Raw genomic sequence first — 24,759 nt, forward strand, 5'->3', positions numbered from 1 at the left:
CAGGGCAGGACCCCTCAGCGAGCCCCGCGGCTCCAGGGCCTGCGGCGCGCACGTTCGGCCTTCACGATGCGGGCGGCATCCGCGAAGATCGCCTCGACCGCCGAGCGATCACTCAGGTCGGGCGTCTCGATGCGGGTGTGGTTGCTCACGCGCACGCGGCCGATTGCACTGGGCAGACCGGCAATGGACACTGTGCTCATGTTCGTGCTCCTACCTTTCGCCCCCTGGCGGGAGCCCGTCGTTCGCTCTTCGGGAAGGCGAGAGCGAATGCTATGGCGAGTATCTCCGCAACCACCGACACGATCTGCTGTTCGGTGTCCTGGAACATCTCCTCGCTGGGCGAATCGACGTTCAGCATGCCGTACGCGAAGCCGTCGTTGCTGACGACGGGCACCGACACGAAGGACCGCCACTCGGCACTCTCACGATCCCAGCCCGGCGGCGGATCGCTGCGTCGATCATGCACGATCAGCGGCGAGCCGTCCTTCACCCGTTGCAGGGCGAGATCGGCACCGGGGCGCCCGGCGAGGAACTCACCGGGCTTCTCTCCTCGTCCGCCGTACCCCACTATGCGCAGGGCACTCCCGTCACCGGACATCCCGTAGACGCCCACCCGCGCCCGATCGACGTGCCGCAGGAGCAACGTGGCCAGAGCCCACGAGGCGTCGGAGGCCACGACGGCCAGGTGGGCGGCTCGGCCATCGGCATCGAGGTCGGGCATCTCCGACACCTTCGCCAGCACGGGCTTCAGCGCGTCCTTCATCGAGACGCGGATCTGGGCGACGTCGTTGGTGTTGCGTGCCTCGATGAGATCGACCCGCCACCCCCACACGACCTGCGACACGATTCCGAGCAGGATCAACGCCCAACCGGCGACTGTGTAGAACCACTGCCAGCTGAAGCCGTCGAGGAAGTCGCCCACGGCGTCCTGCCTCGCTTCGAGAACCAGCCCACCGGCCGCGACGACGGCCAGCACGGCTATCCGCAGCGTCGTCAGACCGACCCGTTTCCATCGTCCTGGGGTGCGTTCGGTCATACACTCACGCTAGGCGGAGCCACCGTCACCGGACCCGGCTCCGCGACCGGCTCGGCCAGCCGACGGGCTGATCAGAGCGACTGCACCAGGCCGCCGTCGATGGCGAAGCCGGCACCGGTGATGTTCGCCGCGCGATCGCCGGCGAGGAAGACGACGAGGTCGGCCACCTCCTCCGGTGTGGTGAAGCGCCGGGTGGCTGCATCCGCCACCGCACCGTTCTGCACCTGCTCGCGGCTCAGTCCTGTCGCGCCGCTCACAGAGCTCGCGATGCCGCCGTCGCCGAGCCAGAGCGCCGTCTTCACCGGCCCCGGATTCACGCTGTTCACTCGAATGCCTGACGGGCCGACCTCTTTCGACAGGGACTTGGCGAAGTTCGCGAGGCCCGCCTTCGCTGCCGAGTAGTCGATCACTGCCGGGTCGGGCAGGTAGGCGTTCACCGAGGCGACGTTGACGATCGAGCCGGAACCAGCCGCGATCATGCCGGGCAGCACGGCGCGGCAGGCCCGCACGGCGGCCAGGAGGTTGAGGTTCAGCGAGGCGACCCACTGCTCGTCGCTGACGGAGAGGAAGCCGTCGGTGCGGGCGGTGGCCAGGCCGACGTTGTTGACCAGGATGTCGACCTGCCTGTCGGTGGAGGCGATGAGACGCCCGGGGCCATCGGGCTCGGAGAGATCGACGGCGACGACGTCGACGGATCCGCCGGCGGCGAGCTCGTCGAGTTCGGCCGACGACGATCGCGCACCCGCGATCACGTGCACGCCCTCGGCCACGAACGCCCGCACCACGGCGAGACCGATGCCCTTGCTCGCCCCGGTCACGACGGCTGTCCTGTCGGTCAGTCCCAGATCCATGATGCTCCCCACTGTCGGCCTGCTGCCAACAGTAGGGGTGCGGCATCCGTGGTGGAATGGCTGATGCGCATCCTGCGCGGAATCGGGGCTCCCATGAACGAATCGATCGTCCTCATCACCGGAACGTCCTCGGGGATCGGCCTGGCCACCGCGGTGGCCGCCGCTTCGGATGGCGCCACCGTCGTGGCGACGATGCGCGACGTCGCCAAGGCGGGTCCGCTGCGGGATGCCGCGCGCGAGGCCGGGGTCGAACTCGACATCCGTGCTCTCGATGTGACGGATGCCGTTGCCGTCGTCGCCGTCGTCGACGCCGTCGTGGCCGACCACGGCCGCCTCGACGTGCTGGTCAACAACGCCGGCGCCGGCCACGTCGGCACCATCGAGCAGGACTCGCTCGAGGAGTACCGAACGGCCATGGAGGTCAACTACTTCGGAGTGGTGGCGCTGACGAAGGCCGCACTCGCCCACCTGCGTGCCAGCGGCGGCCGGATCGTCACGGTCTCGAGCGTCGGGGGCATCGTCGGGCAGCCGTTCAACGAGGCCTACTGCGCCGCGAAGTTCGCCGTCGAGGGATTCCTCGAGAGCCTCGCGCCGGTGGCGGCATCCGTCGGCGTCTCAGTGACCATCGTGGAGCCCGGAGCCGTGAACACGGAGTTCGCCGGGAACGCGGGCATCGGCGCCGCACTGGAGCGTGTCGCCGGAACCGACTACGCGCCGGCCCTCGATGCGTACGTGCGGCACGCCCGCGCGACCTTCGACCCGGCGGCAGCGCAGAAGCCGGGCGACATCGCTGCGGTCATCCTCGAGGTCATCGGTGCCGACTCTCCCCCTACGCGCGTGCAGACCTCCGCCGCGGCCCAGCGTTTCGTCGGCGTCACCCTGCGCGATCTCGACGGCTCGGCGGTGCAGGCGGTCACGAGCGGGTGGATCGCGCCCGACCGGACCGAGGACGCCGCCGGCTGATCTCGGCCATGGCGACCATTCCCGAGATGACCAGGACGACGGCCGCGACGACGACGCCCGCATCGGCGAGGGCCGCCACCGCGAACAGCAGGAACGGCAGCAGCACCCCGATGATCCCCCACCGGGCCACACGACGCGGCGGTTCGCCGTATCGCAGGGCGACGGCGGCGTTGGCCGCGTAGAACAGCGCGATGCCGGCCACTATGCAGGTCGTGGCTCCCACGGGGAGAGGGTGACCGGCCTCGGCCACCGCGGTTCCGAGCCCGGCCGCGAGCATGACGATGCCGACCACGAGCACGAACGGCAGGTACATCACGGTGTCACGGAGCGCGCGCATGTCTCCGACGCGCTGCAGTCGGTGCCATCCGTCCTCCGCGCTCCGGGCCCCGTACTGGAAGAACGCCCACGCGAGGCCGGAGATGGCCGCGAATGCGAGGATCGCCGTGATCCCGGATGCCGCTGTCCAGTGCTGGTCGATCTCGGCGATGATCGAGAGGATCGTCTCGCCGAACACGATGACCACGAAGAGGCCTACCCTCTCGGCGATGTGGTCGATGTCGAGGTTGTCGCGCAGCCAGGTGCGTTGGTTGCCGAGGAAGGCGAGGAGGAGCACCTCGACGCCGATCGCGACGCCCCAGAGCACGAACTGCGCAGGCTGCGGAACCACGATCGAGACAGCCCAGATGAGAGCCGTCAGGCCGTTGTAGGTGAGTGAGCGATACCAGGGCACTCCGCCTCGCCGCCTCGCCATCCACCACGGGATGAGGATCACCAGACGGATGACGGCGTTGCCTGCCGCGTAGGCCCAGGCGCGCTCCCCCAGCCCCTCGGACACCGCAGCGGCCATGATCCCCACCGAGAGCATGACCACGCTCACCATGACCCAGATCCTCGGGGTGACGACGGCCCCGTAGAGGTTCATCGTGATCGTGACATTCACCCACACCCACCACGCAGGGAAGAAGAGCACCACGAAGGTCGCGAAGTCGAAGGCGGACGGTTCCCCGTGCAGGCGGTGCGCCAGTACGCCGACGAAGGCGACCATCACGAGGTCAAAGAACAGCTCCAACCACTGCGCGTGCCGTGGGGTGCGGACGAGACCTTCGGGCGCTGTCTGCTGCTGGCTCACGCCGCCCAGACTAGACGGTACATTGCTAGAGCCGACAGAGCTGAACGAGCCGACGGAGCAGAAGCGGGAGTGACCATTCCCGACAGAGATCGGGAGCATCCGTGACGCAGGACCAGACGCGTGCCATCGACGAGGACGCCGAGCCCTCCGGACCCCAGGACCTGCGCCGGGAGACGTGGCAGTACATCCTCAAGCGCACCACCCGTGAGTTCGGCTTCGACGACCTGCCCGACGCCGCAGCCTCGCTCACCTACTACGGCGTGCTGTCGATCTTCCCCGCCCTCATCGCCGTCGTGGCCGGCTTCGTGGTCTTCGGCGACGGGGACAGCTCGATCACCTCCGTGCTCGGCATCCTGAAGGAGGCGTTCCCCGACACCGACCTCGGCGAGATCGAGGATGCGCTCGGCCAGCTCGCGAACTCGTCCGGATGGTTCGCATTGGTGTTCGGTGTCGCCCTGACCATCTGGACGGTCTCGCGCTACGTCGGCGCCTTCAGCCGCGCCATGAATCGCATCTACGAGGTCGACGAGGGTCGCGGCTTCACGGTCCTCAAGCCGCAGCAACTGCTCATCAGCCTGGTCTTCACCCTGCTGCTCGGCATCATGGGCACGATCCTGGTCTTGTCGGGCTCCGTGGCCGACGCCGTCGGCGAGGCCGTGGGCATCGGCGAACCGTGGCTCGGCATCTGGGCGATCGTCAAGTGGCCCGTGCTCGTGCTGCTCGCGATCGTCGTCATCGGCCTGCTCTACTACTCGACCCCGAACGTGCACCAGCGCCGCTTCCGCTGGCTCAGCATGGGCGCGCTGCTGGCGCTCACGACCATGGTGGTGTCTTCGGCGCTGTTCTTCCTCTGGGTGCTCAGCTTCTCGAACTACGGCCGCGTCTACGGGTCGCTCGCCGGCGCCCTCATCTTCCTGGTCTGGCTCTGGATCGTGAACCTGGCGCTGCTGTTCGGCGCCGAGTTCGACTCAGAGGTCGAACGCGGCAGGCAACTGCAGTCGGGCATCGCCGCCGAGGAGACGCTCCGGATGCCGCCACGCACGACGGCACTCGCCGAGAAGCGAGCCGCCCGCGCCGACGGCGACGAGGCCGATGGGCGCGCCATCCGGTACGGCAGCGCTCCCCGGGCCCCCGAGCGCGTCGACCCGCGCGACTGACTCAGTCGTTGTCGCCGCCGGTCGAGAACGGACCGGCCGGAGTCGATCCGGTCCACGACCACTCGGCGACCTCGGGGATGTCCTCACCGTGCTCCCGGGTGTACGCCTTCGCCCTGATGCGGGCATCCTGCATCTCCTGACGCAGCATCCCCTCCCGGGCTGAGAGCCCGGGAACGCGGTCGATCACGTCGGTGACGAGGTGGAACCGGTCGATGTCGTTCAGCATCACCATGTCGAACGGCGTCGTGGTGGTCCCCTCGTCCTTGAAGCCCCGCACGTGCAGGTTCGCGTGCCCGGTTCGGCGGTAGGTCAGCCGGTGGATGAGCCACGGGTACCCGTGATAGGCGAAGATCACCGGCTTGTCCGGCGTGAAGACGGCGTCGTACTCTCTGTCGGACAGCCCGTGCGGATGCTCGCCCTCGCTCTGCAGCCTCATGAGGTCGACGACGTTGACCACGCGTACCCGCAGCGTCGGCACCCGTTCGCGGAGGATCTGCGCTGCAGCGAGGATCTCCACCGTCGGCACGTCGCCTGCGCAGGCGAGCACCACATCCGGTTCCTCCCCCGACACCTCGGTGCCGGCCCAGTCGAACATCCCGAGGCCGCGCGTGCAGTGCTCGATGGCCTCGGGCATCGCGAGCCAGTTCGGACTCGGCTGCTTCCCGGCCACCACGACGTTGACGTAGTCGACCGAGCGCAGGCAGTGGTCGTACGTCGAGAGCAGCGTGTTCGCGTCGAACGGCAGGTAGACCCGCACCACGTCGGCCTTCTTGTTCACGACGTGGTCGATGAAGCCGGGGTCCTGGTGCGAGGCTCCGTTGTGGTCCTGCCGCCAGACGTGCGAGCTCAGCAGGTAGTTGAGCGACGACACCGGGCGACGCCATGGAAGAGCGCGCGAGCCTTTCAACCACTTGGCGTGCTGGTTGAACATGGAGTCGACGATGTGGATGAACGCCTCGTAGGAGTTCACGATGCCGTGCCGCCCCGTGAGCAGGTAGCCCTCGAGCCAGCCCTGGCACTGGTGCTCGCTGAGCATCTCCATGACCCGCCCCGAGCGGGCGAGGTGGTTGTCGTCGTCGATCGGCCAGCGCTCGGCGTTCCACTGCTTGTCCGTCACCTCGAACACGTCGCTCAGGCGGTTCGAGGCCGTCTCGTCCGGCCCGAAGATGCGGAAGTTCGACGGGTTGTCACGGATGACGTCACGCAGCCAGGTGCCGAGCACCCGCGTCGCCTCCCCGATCGTCGCGCCGGGCTCCGGCACGTCGACCGCGTAGTCGCGGAAGTCCGGCAGGCGCAACGCCTGCCGCAGCAACCCGCCGTTGGCGTGAGGGTTCGCGCTCATCCTTCTCTCCCCGACCGGCGCCAGAGCGACGACGTCGGGCTCGGGGGCGCCTGACTCGTCGAACAGCTCCTCCGGCCTGTAGGAGCGCATCCACTCCTCGAGCACACGCGTGTGCTCCGGGGTGTCCCGCGCATCAGCCAACGGAACCTGGTGGGACCGCCAGTTGCCCTCGGCCGGATGCCCGTCGATGGCAGGTGGGCAGGTCCAGCCCTTCGGAGTGCGGAGGATGAGCATGGGCCAGGCCGGCCGGCCCTCGAGGGTGCCGTCGGCCGCGCTGCGCTTGATCTCGGCGATGCGGTCGAGGATCTCGTCGAGGATCCACGCCATGCGCTCGTGCACGGCGATGGGGTCCTCGCCGTCGAAGCCGCCCGAGACGAGGTAGGGCGTATAGCCGTACCCGCGCATCAGCTCGAACAGCTCCTCCTCGGGGATGCGCGCCAGCACCGTGGGGTTGGCGATCTTGTAGCCGTTCAGGTGCAGGATCGGCAGCACGACGCCATCGGTGGCCGGATCCAGGAACTTGTTCGAATGCCAGGCGGTGGCGAGCGGACCGGTCTCGGCCTCGCCGTCGCCCACGACGGCGGCCACCAGAAGGTCGGGGTTGTCGAAGGCCGCACCGTAGGCGTGCGAGAGCGCGTAGCCCAGCTCCCCGCCCTCGTGGATCGATCCGGGGGTCTCGGGAGCCGCGTGGCTCGGGATGCCACCGGGGAACGAGAACTGACGGAACAGCTTGCGCACTCCCTCGTCTGACCTGTCGATGTCGTTGTAGATCTCGCTGTAGGTTCCGTCGAGGTAGGCGTTGGCCACCATGCCCGGACCGCCGTGGCCTGGGCCCGCGATGTAGATCGTGTCGAGGTCGCGCTCGCGGATGACGCGATTGAGGTGGGCGTAGATGAAGTTCAGGCCGGGCGTCGTGCCCCAGTGCCCGAGGAGGCGCGGCTTGATGTGCTCGCGCGTGAGCGGCTCGCGCAGCAGCGGATTGGCCAAGAGGTAGATCTGCCCGACCGAGAGGTAGTTGGCCGCCCGCCACCACGCGTCGATCTCGGCGATGGTCTCATCGGTGAGCGGAGAGTCCGCCCGGCTGTTCCAGCTCTGATCGGATGCTGCACCTGCGGCCATCGTGTTCCTCCGTCGCGTTGCGTACCTCCATCCTAGGAACGCACGACGGGCCGGTGCGGAATGATCCGCACCGGCCCGTCGAACGTCAGGAGAACGATCCCCTAGAGAACTTCACCGACGATGTGCACGCGCACGTCGTTGGTGGTGCCGGGGATTCCGGGAGGGGATCCGGAGATGATGACGACCTTCTCGCCGATCTGCGCCTTGCCGGTCTTGGCCAGGAGCTCATCGACCTGTCCGACCATCTGGTCGGTGTGGGTCACGCGGTCCACCACGAAGGACTCGACGCCCCAGTTGAGCGCCATGCGGCGACGGATGGCGGGATCCGGTGTGAAGGCCAGGATCGGGATCTGCGAACGCAGACGCGACATCCGTCGCACGGACTCACCGGACTCGGTGAACACGCAGAGGTACTTGGCCTCGACGAAGTTGGCCACGTCGACCGCGGCGAGGGTGATGGCGCCGGCCTGCGTGCGCGGCTTGGTGCCGAGGGGCTGGATGCGCTCCAGGCCGTGCTGCTCCGTCGACTCGACGATGCGTGCCATGGTCTGCACCGTGATGACGGGGTACTCGCCGACGCTGGTCTCTCCGCTGAGCATGACGGCGTCTGCACCGTCGAGCACGGCGTTGGCGACGTCGGAGGTCTCGGCGCGGGTGGGAACCGGGCTGTGGATCATCGACTCGAGCATCTGCGTCGCCACGATGACCGGCTTGGCCAGGCGGCGCGCGATCTCGACGGCGCGCTTCTGCACGATCGGGACGGCCTCGAGCGGGAGCTCGACGCCGAGGTCGCCACGGGCGACCATGATCGAGTCGAACGCCTCGACGATCTCCTCGAGGTGGTCGACGGCCTGCGGCTTCTCGATCTTGGCGACGACGGGGACGCGGCGTCCCTCCTCGTCCATGATCTCGTGCACGCGCACGATGTCGTGGGCGTCGCGCACGAACGACAGCGCGATGATGTCCGCGCCGAGCTTCAGGCCCCAGCGCAGGTCGGCCTCGTCCTTCTCGGACAGCGCGGGAACGTTGACCGCGACGCCGGGCAGGTTGATGCCCTTGTTGTTGGAGACCGGGCCCGCGACGATCACCTTGGTGGTGACGACGGTGCCGTCGGTCTCGACGACCTCGACGCGCACCTTGCCGTCGTCGATCAGGAGGAAGTCGCCGGGGGCGACATCCTGGGGCAGGCCCTTGAAGGTCGTGCCGCAGATGTCCTTGTTGCCGATGATGTCTTCCGTGGTGATCTTGAAGATGTCGCCTTCAGCGAGCTCGTAGGGTCCATCCTCGAACTTGCCGAGACGGATCTTCGGGCCCTGCAGGTCGACGAGCACGGCGATGGCCTTGCCCGAGTCGTTGGCCGCCTTGCGGACGTTCTGGTAGATGCCCTCGTGCACGTCATAGCTGCCGTGGCTCAGGTTCATCCGGCAGACGTCCACGCCGGCGTCGATGATCGCCCGGATGTTCTCATAGCTCGACACTGCCGGGCCGAGTGTTGCGACGATTTTCGCGCGTCTCATGTGCGTTTCTACTCCGATTGTTGTGCAGCCCTTGTGGGGCCTCGTGAAAAGTCTTAGATGGTGAAGCCGCGGTCAGTCGGGCGCACGGGCGACGGCAGTTCCGTCGTTCCTTCAAGGTACCGGTCGACGGCCGCAGCCGCAGCCCGTCCCTCGGCGATCGCCCAGACGATGAGCGACTGCCCGCGACCCGCGTCGCCTGCCACGAAGACGCCGGCGTGACCCGTCGCGTAGTCGCCGTCGCGCTCCACGTTGCCGCGGCCGTCGAAGGCCACGTCGAGCTGCGAACCGAGGTCCTGCTGCTCCGGGCCGGTGAAGCCCATCGCGATGAGCACGAGGTCGGCGGGGATCTCGCGCTCGGTGCCGGCCTTGGGAACGCGGCGTCCGTCGAGGTACTCGGTCTCGGCGACGCGCAGGGCGCGCACCTCACCGGCCTCGTTCGAGAGGAACTCGACCGTCGAGGCGAGGAACTGGCGGTTGCCGCCCTCCTCGTGTGCGCTCGAGATCTCGAAGACCGTCGGGTCCATCGGCCAGGGCTGGTGCTCTGGACGCCCGGTGGACGGCTGCTTGCCGATGGCGAGGTTGGTGACGGATGCGGCACTCTGGCGGTGCGCGGTTCCGATGCAGTCGGCACCGGTGTCCCCGCCGCCGATGACGATGACGTGCTTGTCCTCTGCGGTGATCTGGTCGGACACCTTGTCTCCGGCGCCCACGTGGTTGGACTGGGTGAGGTACTCCATGGCGAAGTGCACGCCTGAGAGGTCACGGCCGGGGATCGGGAGCTCGCGCGGGATCATGGCGCCGGTGGCGACGATCACGGCGTCGTAGCGGCGACGCAGTTCGTCCCAGGTGATGTCGACGCCGATGTTCACTCCGGCGCGGAAGCGGGTGCCCTCCGCGGTCATCTGCTGGAGGCGCTGATCGATGTGGCGCTTCTCCATCTTGAAGTCGGGGATGCCGTAGCGCAGCAGACCGCCGATGCGGTCGTCGCGCTCGAAGACGGCGACTGTGTGGCCGGCACGCGTCAGCTGCTGGGCCGCGGCGAGGCCGGCGGGGCCGGAACCGACGACGGCGATGGTCTTGCCGGTCAGGCGTCCGGGCGGGTGCGGCTGCACCCAGCCGCTCGAGAATGCCTGGTCGATGATCGACACCTCGACCTGCTTGATGGTGACCGCAGGCTGGTTGATGCCGAGGACGCAGGCCGACTCGCAGGGCGCCGGGCACAGACGGCCCGTGAACTCCGGGAAGTTGTTCGTGGCGTGGAGTCGCTCGATCGCCGCATGGCCCTCGCCGCGCCAGGTGAGGTCGTTCCACTCGGGGATGAGGTTTCCGAGCGGGCAGCCCTGGTGGCAGAAAGGCACGCCGCAGTCCATGCAGCGGCCGGCCTGGCGTCGGAGCTGGGTGGCGTCCCCCTGCTCGTACACCTCTTTCCAGTCCATGAGCCGCACCGGAACCGGGCGGCGGGCGGGCAGTTCGCGATCCGTGGTCTTCAGGAATCCCTTGGGGTCAGCCACCGGTCACCTCCGAGTCTTGAATAAGCACAGCCTTGTCCAGACGAACAGCTCTCTCAGCCACCAGTGACCTCCAGAATGCGCGTCCAAACGATTTCCCCGTCGGGGTCGAGCCCCTCGGCGACGGCCGTGTTGCGAGTTTCGAGCACCGCGGCGTAGTCGCGCGGGAGCACCTTCGTGAAGCGACCGAGGGTCGCCTCCTCATCCGAGAGCAGGCGCTCGGCGAGCACCGATCCGGTCTCGGACGCGTGCCGGCGCAGCAGATCGAGCACGATCTCGCGATCGGCGCTGCCGAGCGGGAGCAGGTCGAGCTCCCCCGATGCGAGGGAGTCAGTGTTGACGCGCTCGGGGATGAGGTCGAACACGTAGGCCGTGCCTCCGGACATGCCGGCGCCCAGGTTGCGGCCGGTCTCCCCGAGGATGAGCGCGAGGCCGCCGGTCATGTACTCGAGCGCGTGGTCGCCCACGCCCTCCACGACGGCTGTGGCTCCCGAGTTGCGCACCAGGAAGCGCTCGCCGACCATGCCGCCGATGAACATCGCACCCTGGGTCGCGCCGTAGCCGATCACGTTTCCGGCGATGACGTTGTGCTCAGCTTCGAAGGTCGACCCCTCAGGGGTGCGCACGACGATCTGGCCGCCGGACAGACCCTTGCCGACGTAGTCGTTGGAGTCGCCGACGAGCCGCAGCGAGATTCCGCTGGGCAGGAATGCGCCGAACGACTGTCCGGCCGATCCCGTGAGGGTGACCGAGATGGTGCCGGACGGCAGTCCGTTCTCGCCGTGGCGCACCGTGACCTCGTGACCCAGCATCGTGCCGACGGCACGCTCGGTGTTGCGGATCGGCAGGGCGATCTCGACGGGCGATCCGTGGTCGAGGGCGTCGGCGCTCAGCCTGATGAGCTCGTTGTCGAAGTGCTTGTCGAGCTCGTGCTCCTGGCCGCGCGCGTTCTTGCGCGGCTCCGAATCGGAGAAGTCGGGCCCGACGAGGATGGGCGCGAGGTCGAGGCCGGACGCCTTCCAGTGCTCGACCGCGTGGTCGACGTCGAGCAGGTCCCGGCGTCCGATGGCCTCGTCGAGGCTGCGGAGGCCGAGCTCGGCGAGGTACTCGCGCACCTCCTGGGCGATGAACTCGAAGAAGTTCACCACGTACTCCGCCTTGCCGTTGAAGCGCTCGCGCAGCACGGGGTTCTGCGTCGCGACGCCCACAGGGCAGGTGTCGAGGTGGCAGACGCGCATCATGATGCAGCCCTCGACGATCAACGGGGCCGTCGCGAAGCCGAACTCCTCGGCGCCGAGCATGGCGCCGATCAGCACGTCGCGGCCGGTCTTCAGCTGGCCGTCGACCTGCACCACAACGCGGTCGCGCATGCCGTTCAGCATGAGGGTCTGCTGGGTCTCGGCGAGACCGAGCTCCCACGGCGTTCCCGCGTGCTTCAGCGAGTTGACGGGGCTGGCGCCGGTTCCACCATCGTGGCCGGAGACCAGGATGACGTCGGAGAGCGCCTTGGCCACTCCGGCTGCGACGGCACCGATGCCGGACTGGCTCACCAGCTTGGTGTGCACCCGCGCGCTCGGGTTCGACCGCTTGAGGTCGAAGATGAGCTGCTTGAGGTCCTCGATCGAGTAGATGTCGTGGTGCGGCGGCGGCGAGATGAGGCCGACACCGGCGGTGCCGTGGCGGGTGCGGGCGATCCAGGGGTAGACCTTGGTCGACGGCAGCTGCCCGCCCTCACCGGGCTTGGCGCCCTGGGCCAGCTTGATCTGCAGGTCCGTCGCGTGGGTCAGGTACATGCTCGTGACGCCGAAGCGGCCCGAGGCGACCTGCTTGATGGCGCTGCGGCGCTCCGGGTCGAGCAGACGGTCGAGATCCTCGCCGCCCTCGCCGGTGTTCGACTTGCCGCCGAGGCGGTTCATCGCGATGGCGAGGGTCTCGTGCGCCTCCTTGGAGATGGAGCCGTAGCTCATCGCCCCCGTGGAGAAGCGCTTCACGATCGAGGCGACGGATTCGACCTCGTCGATCGGAACGGGAGTGCGCTGGGCGCCGTTGAACCTGAACATGCCGCGCAGGGTCATGAGCTGCTCGGCCTGGTCGTCGACGAGTTTGGTGTACTCGCGGAAGATGTCGTAGCGGCGCGTGCGCGTCGAGTGCTGCAGCCTGAAAACCGTCTCGGGGTTGAACAGGTGCGGGGCGCCGTCGCGGCGCCACTGGTACTCGCCCCCCGTCGCGAGACGCTCGTGCGCCGTGGCAGCTGCGTCCTCGGGGTAGGCGGCCGTGTGGCGCGCCAGGTTCTCGGCAGCGATCACGTCGATGCCGATGCCCCCGAGCTTCGACGTGGTTCCGGTGAAGTACTCGGCGATGAAGTCGTCGGAGAGGCCGATCGCCTCGAAGGCCTGGGCGCCGGCGTAGGACGCCATGGTGGAGATGCCCATCTTCGACATGATCTTGAGCACGCCCTTGCCGAGGGCCTTGATGACGTTGGCCACGGCCTTCTCGGGAGTGACGCCCTGCAGCACGCCGGAGCGCACGAGGTTCTCGCTGGTCTCCATGGCGAGGTAGGGGTTGACGGCGGATGCCCCGTAGCCGATGAGCAGCGCCACGTGGTGTACCTCGCGCACATCGCCGGCCTCGACGAGGAGTCCGACCTTCATGCGGTTCTGGGCGCGGATGAGGTGGTGGTGAACGGCAGCCGTCATGAGCAGCGAGGGGATGGGCGCGAGCTCCTTGGTGGAGTCGCGGTCGCTCAGCACGATGTACTCCGCGCCGGCTGCGATGGCCTCGTCGACCTCGGCGCACATCTCGGCCAGGCGGTCGCGCAGGGCCTCGGGGCCGGCATCCACCCGGTACAGGCCCTTGATCGTCGACGCGGTGCGCGCCCCGGGGTCTGGATCGATGTGCTGGATCTTGGCGAGCTCGTCGTTGTCGATCACCGGGAAGGTGAGGACGACCTGGCGGGCGTGCTCCGGCCCGGCGCTGAGCAGGTTGCGCTCGGGGCCGACGGAGGTTCCGAGCGAGGTGACGACCTCTTCACGGATGCTGTCCAGCGGCGGGTTCGTCACCTGGGCGAACTGCTGCGTGAAGTAGTCGAAGATGAGGCGCGGACGATCCGAGAGCACGGCGATCGGGGTGTCCGACCCCATGGCGCCGAGAGGCTCGGCTCCGTTCCTCGCCATCGGCGAGAGGAGGATGCGCACCTCCTCCTCTGTGTAGCCGAAAGTCTTCTGACGGCGCACGACCGATGCCGGCGGGTGCACGATGTGCTCTCGCTCGGGCAGGTCGGAGAGCTTGATCCGCTCGTCGGTGAGCCAGTCGCCCCACGGCTGGGCGGCCGCGAGCTCCGCCTTGATCTCGTCGTCCTCGATGAGCCGCCCGGCCTCGGTGTCGACGAGGAACATGCGTCCGGGGCGCAGACGCCCCTTGCGCACCACCTTGGACGGGTCGACGTCGATGACGCCGATCTCGCTGGCGAGCACGACGAGACCGTCATCGGTCACCAGGAACCGACCGGGGCGCAGGCCGTTGCGGTCGAGGGTGGCGCCGACGAGCGAGCCGTCGGTGAAGACGATCGCCGCCGGGCCGTCCCACGGCTCCATGAGCATCGAGTGGTACTCGTAGAACGCCCGACGCTCCGGGTCGATCTCGGTCTGCTTCTCCCACGCCTCGGGGACCATCATCATGACGGCGTGCGGAAGCGAGCGGCCTGTGAGCTGCAACAACTCGACGACCTCGTCGAAGGAGGCCGAGTCACTGCCCCCAGGGGTCACGATGGGAAGCAGCGGCTGGATCGGGCCGAGCACCTCCGACTCCAGCTGCGACTGGCGCGCGCGCATCCAGTTGCGGTTGCCCTGGATGGTGTTGATCTCGCCGTTGTGGGCGATCATGCGGAACGGCTGCGCCAGCGGCCAGGACGGGAAGGTGTTCGTGGAGTACCGCGAGTGCACGAGGGCGAGCTTCGAGGCGAAGCGCTCGTCGGAGAGATCTGGGTAGAACGGCTCGAGCTGGAGCGTGGTGACCATGCCCTTGTAGACGAGGGTGCGGCTGGACAACGACGCGAAGTAGACCTCGAGATCGCGCTCGACGCGCTTGCGCAGCCTGTAGGCCTGACGCTCGAGGGCGAGGCCGCTGAGGGCGTCTCCGTTCTCGTCGGTCTGGGCGCTGGAGAGGAAGAGCTGCTGGATGGCCGGCATGGCCGCGCGGGCGAGCGAGCCGACCTCGTCGGGGCGCACGGGGATCTCGCGCCAGCCGAGCACGACCAGCCCCTCCTCCTGCGCGAACTGCGCGAGGCGGCGCTTCACGTTGCTGCGGGCCGTGGGGTCCGTCGGGAGGAACGCGTTGCCGACGGCGTAGCGCCCGACCTCGGGCAGGCCGAAGCCGGAGACGGCACGGAGGAAGGCATCCGGGATCTGGGTGATGATGCCGGCACCGTCGCCGGTTCCGGCGTCGGAGCCGACGGCGCCACGGTGCTCGAGGTTGCGCAGGGCGTTGAGCGCTGTCTCGATGATGTCGTGACCGGCCGTGCCGCGGAGCGTCGCGACCATCGCCAGACCGCAGGCGTCCTTCTCGGCGGCGGGGTCGTAGAGACCCTGTCGCGCGGGGACCGCACTGAAACGTGAGAACACGGGTGTTACTGCCATGGAGACCGCCCTCAGGAAGCTATCGGAGGCGGGACGACGTCGGCCCGAAAGGAAACAAGTCGCGTACGTCCCCGGTGGGGATCCTGTCGCGAAGAGGACTGCGGGGTTGCCCGGACCTAAGCGCGCGAGCCGGTCGTGCTTGTGGCACCGGCATCGCTCGAATCGATCACAGAGGCATCGTCGCCAGGCTCGATCTCATCGGTTCCCTGCGAGTCTACCTCAGCGTCATCAGCGTACTCGTCGCTGTCCACTGGCGCGTTCCACTCCCGGCCGGGGCTGTAGGGAGAGAGCTCGGCGCCGACGTGACGGCGGTTCTGCACGAGGATGATGATGATGCCGAGCAGGATCGCTCCCCAGGCCGCCCAGACGTTGACGCGCACGCCGAGGAAGATCTCGCTCGGGTCGAGACGGATGGTCTCCAGCGGCCAGCGGCCGAGCCCGTACCAGACGAGGTAGAAGCCGAAGGCCTTGCCCCAGCGCATGTTGAAGCGTCGCTCGAGGAAGGCGACCAGCACGATGATGCCGAGGATGTTCCAGAGCATCTCGTACAGGAAGGTCGGCTGGAACAGGGTGCCCTCGGGGAGACCGGCCGGCCACGCGGGGTTGGTCGACTCGATCTCGAGGCCCCACGGCATCGTCGTCGGCTGGCCGAACAGCTCGTGGTTGAACCAGTTGCCGAGGCGGCCGAGAGCCTGAGCGGCCAAGAGTCCGGGGGCGAGCGCGTCGGCGAAGGAGAGGAAGCGGACGCCGGTGATGCGGCAGGCGATCAGCACGCCGACGGCGCCGCCGATCAGTGCGCCGAAGATGGCTCCGCCGCCCTCCCAGATGGCCCAGATGGAACCGGGCTGGAACGGATTCCAGATGTTGGCGCCCTCGTAGAAGTAGTCGCTCGGGTGAGTGAAGACGTGGTAGAGCCTCGCGCCGACGATTCCGAGGGGCACGGCCCACAGGGCGATGTCGAGAACGATGCCGGGCTCGGCGCCGCGCTTGGTGAGGCGGCGGCTGGTCCAGATGGTGGCGACGATGATGCCGGCGAGGATGCACAGCGCGTACGCGTGGATGTTCAGGGTGACGAACCCCAGCGGGATCTCGAAACCATCCCAGGAGGGGCTGGGGATGCTCAGGGGTGCAGACACCGGACGACGTACCTTTCGTTGTGTTCTCTCGAGCGCGCTCCCCGCAGGGGGCCGCGTCGCTCGGTCACTTTACCGCAGCGGGCTATGCCGGGATCCGCGTGCCGCTCGACAGCTCCGCGGCGAGAGCGCCGACGGCCTCGATGCCACCCTCGGAGAGGGCCTTGACGAGCGCGGATCCGACGATGGCGCCGTCGGCGTACTCGAGCACCTCGCGCACCTGGGCTGCGGTCGAGATCCCGATGCCCACGCAGGTGCTGGTGGCTCCGGCATCACGCAGGCGTCCGACGAGGGTGCGCGCCGCGGCGTCGACATCGGAACGCGCTCCGGTGATGCCCATCGTGGAGACGGCGTAGACGAAGCCACGGCTGACCTCGACGGCCTGCCGCAGGCGAGCATCCGTCGACGACGGGGCGGCGAGGAAGACCCGATCGAGGCCGACGCGCTCGGATGCGCTCAGCCACGGAGCCGCCTCGTCGGGGATGAGGTCGGGCGTGATGAGCCCTGCTCCCCCGGCCGCGGCCAGGTCGTCGGCGAACCTGTCGACGCCGTACTGAACGACGGGATTCCAGTAGGTCATGATGAGCACTGGCGCAGACACCTGCTCGGTGATCGCCTTGACGGCCGTGAACCCGTCGCGCAGGCGGAAGCCGTCGGCCAGGGCGCGCTGGGTGGCGGCCTGGATGACGGGACCGTCCATGACGGGGTCGGAGTACGGCAGGCCCATCTCGAGCACGTCGACGCCGTTCTCCACCAGCGCGACGGCCGCGTCGACAGAGGCTCCGAGGCTGGGGAATCCGACGGGAAGGTAACCGATCAGGGCGCCGCTGCCGGCATCGACCCGGGTGCGGATGGCGGATGCGACGGTGCTTGTGGTCATGACTGCTCCGCTCCGGCGTCGATGAGGTCGAAGTAGCGGCCGGCCGTCTCCATGTCCTTGTCCCCGCGGCCCGACAGGTTGACGAGGATGACGGCGTCGGGACCGAGCTGCTTGCCGAGCTCGATGGCGCCGGCGAGGGCGTGGGACGACTCGATGGCGGGGATGATGCCCTCGGTGCGGCTGAGGAGGCGCAGGGCGCTCATGGCGTCGGCATCCGTCACCGGACGGTACTGCGCCCGACCGATGTCGGAGAGCCACGAGTGCTCAGGACCGACGCCCGGGTAGTCGAGGCCGGCCGAGATGGAGTGCGACTCGATGGTCTGGCCGTCCTCGTCCTGCAGCATGAAGCTGCGCGCTCCGTGCAGCACGCCGGGCTTGCCCTTCGTGATCGTGGCGGCGTGACGGGGCCCGTCGACGCCTTCTCCCCCGGCCTCGAAGCCGTAGAGCGCCACGTCGGTGTCGTCGAGGAAGGCGTGGAAGATGCCGATCGCGTTCGATCCGCCGCCGACGCAGGCCGCGACGGCGGTGGGCAGGGCGGCTGTGCGCTCCAGCACCTGCGCACGGGCCTCCTCGCCGATGATCTTCTGGAAGTCGCGCACCATCGCGGGGAACGGATGCGGCCCGGCGACGGTTCCGAAGATGTAGTTGGTGTGTTCCACGTTGGTGACCCAGTCGCGCATGGCCTCGTTGATCGCGTCCTTCAGGGTGCGCGATCCGGCCGTCACCGGGATGACCTCGGCGCCGAGGAGACGCATGCGGGCCACGTTGAGGGCCTGGCGCTCGGTGTCGACCTCGCCCATGTAGACGACGCAGTCCAGGCCGAAGAGGGCGGCCGCCGTCGCCGTGGCGACGCCGTGCTGGCCCGCGCCGGTCTCGGCGATGACGCGCGTCTTGCCGATGCGCCGGGTGAGCAGGGCCTGCCCGAGCACGTTGTTGATCTTGTGCGAGCCCGTGTGGTTCAGGTCTTCACGCTTGAGGATGATGCGGGCACCACCGGCGTGCTGGGCGAACCGCGGCACCTCGGTGATGAGCGACGGGCGGCCGACGTAGTTCACGAGCAGGTCGGTCAGTTCGGCGGTGAAGTCTGGGTCGAGCTTGGCCAGCTCGTAGGCCTCTGACAGTTCGTCGAGAGCGGCGATGAGCGACTCGGGGACGAAGCGTCCGCCGAAATCGCCGAAGTATGGGCCTTCTTCAGTACGGAGGGACATCGTTTTCACACCTGCAGGAAGTCGTGGAGCGTGGATTCCGGGTCGCCATGGGTGACGAGGGCTTCGCCGACGAGAACAACGTCGGCGCCGGCAGCACGGTAGTGCGCGACGTCGTCGACGGTCTTGACGGCGGATTCGGCGACGCGGATGACGCCGTCGGGGATGGATCCCGCGAGCCGGCCGAAGAGATCGCGGTCGAGCTCGAAGGTGGAGAGGTCTCGGGCGTTGACGCCGATGAGGCCGGCGCCGATGTCGATCGCGCGGGACAGTTCGTCGGCGCTGTGCGTCTCGACGAGGGCTGTCATACCCAGCTCGCCGATGAGGGCGTGCAGCTCTGCGAGGACGGGCTGGTCGAGGGCTGCGACGATGAGCAGAACGAGGTCGGCGCCGGCGGCGCGGGCCTCGAAGACCTGGTAGGCCGTGCCGATGAAGTCCTTGCGGAGCACGGGGATGCGCACGGCTGCCCGCACGGCCTCGAGGTCGGCGAGGGAGCCGCCGAAGCGACGTTCCTCGGTCAGCACGCTGATGGCCGAGGCTCCGCCGCGTTCGTAGGAGAGCGCGAGGGCGGCGGGGTCGGCGATGGCGGCGAGGGAGCCACGGGACGGGCTCGCCCGCTTGACCTCCGCGATGATGCGCACGGCATCAGCGGGGGCGAGGGCGGTCAGGACATCGAGGGCCGCAGGTCGCGCGAGAGCGGCCTGCTCGACCACGGCGAGCGACCGCTCGCTGCGGCGCGTCTCGGAGTCCTCGATGGATCCGCTCGTGAGGGCGGTCAGGAGGTTCAGTGTTCTCTCACCGTGGTCTTCGAGCCGCCGACGCCGTAGCCGGCGCGAGCGAGCGCCCATCCGACGATGGCACCGATGACGAGGAGCACGGCCGAGGCCCAGACGAGCCAGACGAGTTCGAAGAAGAAGGCGATCGTGCCGATCGTGAAAGCGACCAGCATGATGATGACAGCGGTCCAGGCGGCCGGCGAATGTCCGTGCCCGAGCTCGGCGGTCTCTGTACTCATGGTTCTCCTGAGGGTTGGGGTGCTGTGGAAGTCTACCGGTTGGCCGGACCGGCGTCGGGCTCGGCGGTCGGGTCGTCGCCACGCGAGAGCTCGTCCCATTCGTCGACGGCGCGGTCCTTCGCGCTCACCTCGGCGCTCTCGAGTCGCACGGCCTGGTACTTGCGGGCGGATGCCGGCCACCGGCGGGTCGTGACCAGGACGCCGATGGCTCCGATGGCGATGACGATGCCGGCGACGAGCGCCAGCACCGGCCACGCGCTGCCCGCGACGGAGCTGACGAGCTCGTGCACGGAGTCGGATCCCGAGACTCCTGTCGCCGCAGTGACGACGGAGGCTCCGGCCGCGACGGGATCGCCGAGGGCGAGAGTCGTGGAGAGGATCACGCTGCCGCCGAGAAGCACCCCGAGCGCGCCGAGCACGACCCGGATGAAGGGCCCGGCGATGGCGAGGGCAGCGGCCAGCGCCAGCGCCGCGAAGGCGAGGGCGCTGAGCGCCGGTGCCGCGACGGCTCCGCTCACTTCGAGCTCGGTCGAGCCGCCGGCTCCCGACGTCACGGTGAGTGTGAACCACTGCTGGGTCGCCGCGAGCAGCGCCAACGCCGCCCCCACGACGATGACCAGGATGACCTTGTACTTGGGCTTCTGCACTACGGGGTCCTCATCGGTGCGCGACCCGCGATCACTGCGCGACCCGCGTCATGGCGTTGGCGATGGCGACAGCTCGCAAGGGCGCCGCGGCCTTGGTGCGCGACTCCTCGTACTCCGTCGCCGGGTCGGAATCGGCCACCAGGCCGGCGCCGGCCTGCACGTGAGCGACACCGCCGGCGATGACGGCCGTGCGGATGGCGATCGCCAGGTCGGCGTCTCCCCCGAAGCCGAAGTAGCCGACGACGCCGCCGTAGACGCCGCGCTGGGCCGGCTCGAGCTCGTCGATGATCTCCAGGGCGCGCGGCTTCGGAGCCCCGGAGAGAGTGCCGGCCGGGAAGGTCGCGCGGAAGGCGTCGATGGCCGTGCGTCCGGGGGCGAGGTCACCCTCGACCGAGGAGACGATGTGCATGATGTGGCTGAAGCGCTCGACGCGCATGAACTCCGTGACCTCGACGGTTCCCGCCGTGCAGACCCTCGAGAGGTCGTTGCGCGCGAGGTCGACGAGCATGAGGTGCTCCGCGCGCTCCTTGGCGTCGGCGAGCAGCTCCTTCTCGAGGTCGGCGTCCTCCTCAGGGTTCGCACCTCGCGGGCGGGACCCTGCGATCGGATGCGTGAAGGTGCGGCCGTCCTGCACCTTGACGAGCGACTCCGGCGACGACCCGACGATCCAGTACGCCTCGCCGGCCACGTCCTCGAGGCTGAGCAGGTACATGTACGGGCTCGGGTTGAGGCTGCGGAGCACGCGATAGACGTCGAGCGGATGCGCTTCGGCCGGGTGGTCGAATCGCTGGGAGACGACGACCTGGAAGACGTCGCCCTCGCGCACGTAGTGCTTGGACTTCTCGACGGCGTCCTCGTAGTCCGACCGCGGTACGCGGTGGGTCGGATCGGCCGGTGTCGACAGGTCGACGATGGCCAGAGCGGGCTCCGAGGGCGCCGCGAGGGCTGCCTGCAGCGCGTCGAGCCGGGCCTGGGCGTCCGCCCAGGCGGCATCCGTCGTCGTCTGCCCGTCGTTCAGCACGCTCGCGATCAGCGACACCGTACCGAAGCGGTGGTCGAGCACCACGAGGTCCGCGACGAAGGCGAACGCCTGTCCGGGCACCTCGTAGTCTGCCGGCGGCCGGTTCGGCAGGTGCTCGAGCTGGCGCACGGCCTCCCAGCCGATGAACCCGACGAGTCCGCCGGTGAGGGGCGGATGGCCGTCGACGGGGGCCGTCTGCCAGCGCGTGTAGACCTGGCCGAGCACCTCGAGCGGGGCGAGTCCGGCGATGTCGCCGAGGATGCGGTCTGCGCCCTCGGTGGCGCCGATCCAGCGCACGGCGTCGTCGTGCTGGGTGAGCACGCCGAAGGAGTTGACGCCGACGAAGGAGTAGCGCGACCAGATGCCGCCCTGCTCGGCGGACTCCAGCAGGAAGCTGCCGGGGCGTCCGCCGGTGAGCTTTCGGTAGATGGCGACGGGCGACTCGGCGTCGGCGAACAACTCGCGGATGACGGGGATGACGCGGTGGTCTGGGGTGAGGGCGTCGAACGCCTCACGGGTGGTCGTGGCGGTGGTGGCCGTCATGATCCCTCCGGATTCTCGTCCTGGTTCACTGTCTGGGGTGCTGATGCCGTCACGGGCTGCAGCGGATCGACGTCGAAGCAGCTGCGCTCGCCCGTGTGGCAGGCCGCACCGATCTGCTCGACCTGCACGAGCAGGGTGTCGGCGTCGCAGTCGAGGGCGGCTCCGCGCACGTACTGGGCGTGGCCGGACGTGTCGCCCTTGCGCCAGTACTCCTGACGCGAACGCGACCAGAAGGTGACGCGCCCCTCGGTGAGGGTGCGGCGCAGAGCCTCGGCGTCCATCCAGCCGAGCATGAGCACCTCGCGGGTGTCCCACTGCTGGATGACGGCGGGCAGCAGGCCGTCGCTCCCGAACGTGGCGCGCGCCAGGACGGCGTCGACGTCGGTTGCTGCCTCGGAGTCGCCCTGTCCTGCAACGCCCTGTCCCGTGGTGCTCATACGCGGACCACCGCTCCCTCTCGTGCGAGTTCCTGCTTGACCTGGCCGATGGTGAGCAGTCCGTCGTGGAAGACGCTCGCGGCGAGCACGGCATCCGCCCCGGCCTCGATCGCCGGAGCGAAGTGCTCGAGGGCACCGGCCCCGCCCGAGGCGATCACGGGAACGCTGCTCAGGGCACGCATGGCGCGCACCAGCTCGAGGTCGAAGCCCGCCTTGGTGCCGTCGGCGTCGATGGAGTTGACGAGCAGCTCGCCTGCGCCGAGCTCGATGGCCTGCCGAGCCCAGTCGAGGGCGTCGAGGGTCGTCTCGGTCCGACCGCCGTGGGTCGTCACGACGAAGCCGGATGCCGTGGACGGACTGCGCTTCACGTCGAGCGAGAGCACGAGCACCTGGGCTCCGAAGCGATCGGCGATCTCGCCGATCAGTGCAGGGCGACGGATGGCCGCGCTGTTCACGCCGACCTTGTCTGCGCCGCACGCGAGGAGCCGCGCCACGTCGTCGGCACTGCGCACGCCGCCGCCGACGGTGAGGGGGATGAAGACCTGCTCGGCGGTGCGCTCCACGATGTCGTAGGTGGTCGACCTGTCGTCGACCGTCGCCGTGACGTCGAGGAAGGTGATCTCGTCCGCGCCCTGCTCGTAGTAGGTGCGGGCGAGTTCGACGGGATCGCCGGCGTCGCGCAGGTTCAGGAAGTTGACGCCCTTCACGACACGGCCGTCGGCCACGTCGAGGCACGGGATGACGCGCACGGAGAGTGACATCTCTCGCTCCCTAGAGACGCGCGGCGTGGATCGTCGTGACGAGGATGGCGCGGGCGCCGAGCTCGTAGAGCGCGTCCATGACGTTGTTCGTGTCGTCACGCGGGATCATGACGCGCACGGCGACCCAGTCGGGGTCGTGCAACGGCGAGATCGTCGGCGACTCGAAGCCGGGGGCGAGCGCCGTGGCCTGCACGAGCAGGCGGGCCGGCACGTCGTAGTCCATGAGCACGTAACGACGGGCGACGAGCACTCCCTGGAGGCGGCGCAGCAGCGTGGCCGTTCCCGGCTTCTCGTCGGGCGAGCTGATGAGCACGGCCGTCGACTCGAGGATGACGGGCCCGAAGACCGAGAGACCGGCCTTGCGCAGCGTCGTGCCGGTCTCGACGACGTCGGCGATGGCGTCAGCCACCCCGAGACGCACGGCGGACTCGACGGCCCCGTCGAGGGTGACGAGCGTGGCCGAGACGCCGTGGCGCTCGAGGAATTCGCCGACGAGGATCGGGTAGCTCGTCGCGATGCGCACGCCCTCGAGGTCGGCGAGGTCACTGAAGCGCTCGGCCGGACCGGCGAAGCGGAAGGTGGATCGGGCGAACTCGAGCTCTGCGGTCTCGGTGGCGGCGGAGCCGGAGTCGATGAGCAGGTCGCGGCCGGTGATGCCGACGTCGAGCGCGCCCGAGCCGACGTAGGTGGCGATGTCGCGTGGGCGCAGGTAGAAGAACTCGACGCCGTTGCGCTCGTCGACGATGTGGAGTTCCTTGGCATCGCGGCGACCGGCGTACCCGGCCTCCGAGAGCATGTCGGCGGCGGTCTCTGACAGCGAGCCCTTGTTGGGCACTGCGATTCTCAGCATGGTGATGGGTCTTCCGATGGGTCAGGCGAAACGTGGCTGGACAACTGGCGAACTCTCGTTCACAGATGTCGGTACACGTCGGCCGGGGTCAGACCCTTCGCGACCATGAGCACCTGGAGGTGGTAGACGAGCTGCGAGATCTCCTCGGCGGTCTCCTCGTCGGACTGGTACTCGGCGGCCATCCAGACCTCGGCCGCCTCCTCGACGATCTTCTTGCCGATCGCGTGCACGCCGGCGTCGAGCTCGCGCACGGTGCCGGAGCCCTCGGGGCGCGTCTGCGCCTTCTCGGAGAGCTCGGCGAACAGTTCGTCGAATGTCTTCACAGCATCAACGGTACTAGTGACCGTGCACGTGTGACGCCGCGGCGGCGCGAAGTCCGGCGATGGCATCGTCGGGCACGTCGGCGTTGAACACGGCGGAGCCCGCCACGAAGGTGTCGGCCCCGGCCTCGGCGGCGACCAGGATCGTGTCCGCCGTGATGCCGCCGTCTACCTGAAGCCAGACGTCGGCGCCGGTCCGACGGACGGCATCCGCGAGTCGGGTGAGCTTGGGCATGGTCGACGGCATGAAGCTCTGGCCGCCGAATCCGGGCTCGACGGTCATCACGAGGATCTGGTCGAACTCGTCGAGCATCTCCAGGTAGGGCTCGACGGGCGTCCCCGGCTTGAGGGCGAGGCCGGCGCGGGCGCCGCGCTCGCGCAGGGCGCGGGCGAGGGCGATGGGCTCCCGTGCAGCCTCGATGTGGAAGGTGACCGAGAACGCTCCGGCCTCCGCGTAGCCCGGGGCCCAGCGATCGGGGTCGTCGATCATGAGATGCACGTCGAGGGGCAGCGGAGAAACCTGCTGCAGGCGCGTGGCCATCTGGAGCCCGAAGGTGAGGTTCGGCACGAAGTGGTTGTCCATGATGTCGACGTGCACGGCGTCGGCACCGCGGATTCGGCCGAGTTCGCTTTCGAGGTTGGCGAAGTCGGCGGAGAGAATGCTCGGGTTGATCCTGGCGGGCATGGTGTC

Annotated in this window: 22 protein-coding genes; 2 read left to right on the forward strand and 20 right to left on the reverse strand. The window is 68.8% G+C overall.

All coding sequences use genetic code 11. The features are described from left to right. Positions 1 to 14: 14 nt before the first annotated feature. The 3 genes from AADV74_RS05650 to AADV74_RS05660 all read right to left on the reverse strand — a co-directional run bounded on the left by AADV74_RS05650 (position 15) and on the right by AADV74_RS05660 (position 1,887). Positions 15 to 200 (reverse strand): hypothetical protein, encoded by a 186-nt coding sequence (locus AADV74_RS05650; RefSeq protein ID WP_342112507.1) that lies wholly within the window; start codon positions 198 to 200, stop codon positions 15 to 17. Next, entirely contained in the window at positions 197 to 1,036 is an 840-nt protein-coding gene (locus tag AADV74_RS05655) for a GAF domain-containing protein (protein ID WP_342112508.1), read from the reverse strand. Before AADV74_RS05655 ends, AADV74_RS05650 begins: the two co-directional genes overlap by 4 nt. A 71-nt stretch (positions 1,037 to 1,107) precedes the next feature. Continuing rightward, positions 1,108 to 1,887 (reverse strand): SDR family NAD(P)-dependent oxidoreductase, encoded by a 780-nt coding sequence (locus AADV74_RS05660; protein ID WP_342112509.1) that lies wholly within the window; start codon positions 1,885 to 1,887, stop codon positions 1,108 to 1,110. Between the two features lie 93 nt (positions 1,888 to 1,980). Between AADV74_RS05660 and AADV74_RS05665 the strand changes: the two genes are divergently transcribed. Then, a complete protein-coding gene (locus AADV74_RS05665) occupies positions 1,981 to 2,850 on the forward strand; it encodes an SDR family NAD(P)-dependent oxidoreductase (protein WP_342112510.1) in 870 nt (289 codons plus the stop codon). Here AADV74_RS05665 and AADV74_RS05670 read toward each other — a convergent pair. Further along, a complete protein-coding gene (locus AADV74_RS05670; RefSeq protein ID WP_342112511.1) occupies positions 2,801 to 3,979 on the reverse strand; it encodes a low temperature requirement protein A in 1,179 nt (392 codons plus the stop codon). The genes AADV74_RS05665 and AADV74_RS05670 overlap by 50 nt on opposite strands. 101 nt (positions 3,980 to 4,080) lie before the next feature. Here AADV74_RS05670 and AADV74_RS05675 point away from each other — a divergent pair, with 101 nt between their 5' ends. After that, complete coding sequence (locus AADV74_RS05675) at positions 4,081 to 5,136, forward strand: YihY/virulence factor BrkB family protein (RefSeq protein ID WP_342112512.1); 1,056 nt, start codon at positions 4,081 to 4,083, stop codon at positions 5,134 to 5,136. Position 5,137: 1 nt separating this feature from the next. On the opposite strand, the gene AADV74_RS05680 is transcribed toward AADV74_RS05675, so the two are convergent. From AADV74_RS05680 to rpe, 16 genes are all read right to left on the reverse strand, one after another. Then, positions 5,138 to 7,597 carry a phosphoketolase family protein gene (locus AADV74_RS05680; RefSeq protein ID WP_342112513.1) on the reverse strand — a complete coding sequence of 820 codons (2,460 nt, stop codon included), beginning with the start codon at positions 7,595 to 7,597 and terminating at the stop codon, positions 5,138 to 5,140. A gap of 101 nt (positions 7,598 to 7,698) precedes the next feature. Beyond that, a complete protein-coding gene (gene pyk / locus AADV74_RS05685) occupies positions 7,699 to 9,114 on the reverse strand; it encodes a pyruvate kinase (RefSeq protein ID WP_342112514.1) in 1,416 nt (471 codons plus the stop codon). Positions 9,115 to 9,167: 53 nt separating this feature from the next. Further along, positions 9,168 to 10,625, reverse strand: a complete 1,458-nt coding sequence (locus AADV74_RS05690; RefSeq protein WP_342112515.1) for a glutamate synthase subunit beta — start codon at positions 10,623 to 10,625, stop codon at positions 9,168 to 9,170. A gap of 53 nt (positions 10,626 to 10,678) precedes the next feature. Beyond that, positions 10,679 to 15,256, reverse strand: a complete 4,578-nt coding sequence (gltB, locus tag AADV74_RS05695; RefSeq protein WP_342112516.1) for a glutamate synthase large subunit — start codon at positions 15,254 to 15,256, stop codon at positions 10,679 to 10,681. A gap of 116 nt (positions 15,257 to 15,372) precedes the next feature. Further along, on the reverse strand, positions 15,373 to 16,392 hold the full coding sequence (gene lgt / locus AADV74_RS05700) for a prolipoprotein diacylglyceryl transferase (RefSeq protein ID WP_342112517.1): 1,020 nt from the start codon (positions 16,390 to 16,392) through the stop codon (positions 15,373 to 15,375). Positions 16,393 to 16,474: 82 nt separating this feature from the next. Beyond that, a complete protein-coding gene (trpA, locus tag AADV74_RS05705; RefSeq protein ID WP_342112518.1) occupies positions 16,475 to 17,269 on the reverse strand; it encodes a tryptophan synthase subunit alpha in 795 nt (264 codons plus the stop codon). Next, on the reverse strand, positions 17,266 to 18,477 hold the full coding sequence (gene trpB, locus AADV74_RS05710; protein ID WP_342112519.1) for a tryptophan synthase subunit beta: 1,212 nt from the start codon (positions 18,475 to 18,477) through the stop codon (positions 17,266 to 17,268). Before trpB ends, trpA begins: the two co-directional genes overlap by 4 nt. 5 nt (positions 18,478 to 18,482) lie before the next feature. Beyond that, positions 18,483 to 19,322, reverse strand: coding sequence for an indole-3-glycerol phosphate synthase TrpC (trpC, locus tag AADV74_RS05715; protein WP_342112520.1), 840 nt, complete (start codon positions 19,320 to 19,322; stop codon positions 18,483 to 18,485). Continuing rightward, positions 19,259 to 19,489 carry a DUF6704 family protein gene (locus tag AADV74_RS05720; protein WP_056163274.1) on the reverse strand — a complete coding sequence of 77 codons (231 nt, stop codon included), beginning with the start codon at positions 19,487 to 19,489 and terminating at the stop codon, positions 19,259 to 19,261. Before AADV74_RS05720 ends, trpC begins: the two co-directional genes overlap by 64 nt. A 32-nt stretch (positions 19,490 to 19,521) precedes the next feature. Continuing rightward, positions 19,522 to 20,136 carry a Trp biosynthesis-associated membrane protein gene (locus AADV74_RS05725; RefSeq protein WP_342112521.1) on the reverse strand — a complete coding sequence of 205 codons (615 nt, stop codon included), beginning with the start codon at positions 20,134 to 20,136 and terminating at the stop codon, positions 19,522 to 19,524. A 31-nt stretch (positions 20,137 to 20,167) separates the two neighbouring features. Then, on the reverse strand, positions 20,168 to 21,700 hold the full coding sequence (locus AADV74_RS05730) for an anthranilate synthase component I (RefSeq protein ID WP_342112522.1): 1,533 nt from the start codon (positions 21,698 to 21,700) through the stop codon (positions 20,168 to 20,170). Further along, positions 21,697 to 22,137: a phosphoribosyl-AMP cyclohydrolase gene (gene hisI / locus AADV74_RS05735; protein WP_342112523.1), complete on the reverse strand. Its 441-nt coding sequence runs from the start codon at positions 22,135 to 22,137 to the stop codon at positions 21,697 to 21,699. The genes AADV74_RS05730 and hisI overlap by 4 nt, the downstream gene beginning before the upstream one ends. Beyond that, positions 22,134 to 22,898: an imidazole glycerol phosphate synthase subunit HisF gene (gene hisF / locus AADV74_RS05740; RefSeq protein WP_342112524.1), complete on the reverse strand. Its 765-nt coding sequence runs from the start codon at positions 22,896 to 22,898 to the stop codon at positions 22,134 to 22,136. Before hisF ends, hisI begins: the two co-directional genes overlap by 4 nt. Positions 22,899 to 22,908: 10 nt before the next feature. Beyond that, the gene (gene hisG, locus AADV74_RS05745) at positions 22,909 to 23,748 is read right to left on the reverse strand and encodes an ATP phosphoribosyltransferase (protein WP_342112525.1); all 840 of its coding nucleotides are present in this window, start codon (positions 23,746 to 23,748) and stop codon (positions 22,909 to 22,911) included. A gap of 59 nt (positions 23,749 to 23,807) precedes the next feature. Further along, complete coding sequence (locus tag AADV74_RS05750; RefSeq protein WP_056163293.1) at positions 23,808 to 24,071, reverse strand: phosphoribosyl-ATP diphosphatase; 264 nt, start codon at positions 24,069 to 24,071, stop codon at positions 23,808 to 23,810. A gap of 13 nt (positions 24,072 to 24,084) precedes the next feature. Further along, positions 24,085 to 24,753: a ribulose-phosphate 3-epimerase gene (gene rpe, locus AADV74_RS05755; RefSeq protein WP_342112526.1), complete on the reverse strand. Its 669-nt coding sequence runs from the start codon at positions 24,751 to 24,753 to the stop codon at positions 24,085 to 24,087. Between the last annotated feature and the right edge of the window lie 6 nt (positions 24,754 to 24,759).

Origin of the sequence: Leifsonia stereocauli, from assembly GCF_038432415.1 — a bacterium.
Taxonomy (GTDB): domain Bacteria; phylum Actinomycetota; class Actinomycetes; order Actinomycetales; family Microbacteriaceae; genus Orlajensenia; species Orlajensenia stereocauli.

Bases quoted from the DNA above. Each gene is read 5' to 3' on its own strand.
- AADV74_RS05650 (WP_342112507.1), bottom strand. From the start codon at position 200: ATGAGCACAGTGTCCATTGCCGGTCTGCCCAGTGCAATCGGCCGCGTG.
- AADV74_RS05655 (WP_342112508.1), bottom strand. From the start codon at position 1,036: ATGACCGAACGCACCCCAGGACGATGGAAACGGGTCGGTCTGACGACG.
- AADV74_RS05660 (WP_342112509.1), bottom strand. From the start codon at position 1,887: ATGGATCTGGGACTGACCGACAGGACAGCCGTCGTGACCGGGGCGAGC.
- AADV74_RS05665 (WP_342112510.1), top strand. From the start codon at position 1,981: ATGAACGAATCGATCGTCCTCATCACCGGAACGTCCTCGGGGATCGGC.
- AADV74_RS05680 (WP_342112513.1), bottom strand. From the start codon at position 7,597: ATGGCCGCAGGTGCAGCATCCGATCAGAGCTGGAACAGCCGGGCGGAC.
- pyk (WP_342112514.1), bottom strand. From the start codon at position 9,114: ATGAGACGCGCGAAAATCGTCGCAACACTCGGCCCGGCAGTGTCGAGC.
- gltB (WP_342112516.1), bottom strand. From the start codon at position 15,256: ATGGCAGTAACACCCGTGTTCTCACGTTTCAGTGCGGTCCCCGCGCGA.
- trpA (WP_342112518.1), bottom strand. From the start codon at position 17,269: ATGACCACAAGCACCGTCGCATCCGCCATCCGCACCCGGGTCGATGCC.
- trpB (WP_342112519.1), bottom strand. From the start codon at position 18,477: ATGTCCCTCCGTACTGAAGAAGGCCCATACTTCGGCGATTTCGGCGGA.
- trpC (WP_342112520.1), bottom strand. From the start codon at position 19,322: ATGGGCGCTCGCTCGCGCCGGCTACGGCGTCGGCGGCTCGAAGACCAC.
- AADV74_RS05720 (WP_056163274.1), bottom strand. From the start codon at position 19,489: ATGAGTACAGAGACCGCCGAGCTCGGGCACGGACATTCGCCGGCCGCC.
- AADV74_RS05730 (WP_342112522.1), bottom strand. From the start codon at position 21,700: ATGACGGCCACCACCGCCACGACCACCCGTGAGGCGTTCGACGCCCTC.
- hisI (WP_342112523.1), bottom strand. From the start codon at position 22,137: ATGAGCACCACGGGACAGGGCGTTGCAGGACAGGGCGACTCCGAGGCA.
- hisF (WP_342112524.1), bottom strand. From the start codon at position 22,898: ATGTCACTCTCCGTGCGCGTCATCCCGTGCCTCGACGTGGCCGACGGC.
- hisG (WP_342112525.1), bottom strand. From the start codon at position 23,748: ATGCTGAGAATCGCAGTGCCCAACAAGGGCTCGCTGTCAGAGACCGCC.
- rpe (WP_342112526.1), bottom strand. From the start codon at position 24,753: ATGCCCGCCAGGATCAACCCGAGCATTCTCTCCGCCGACTTCGCCAAC.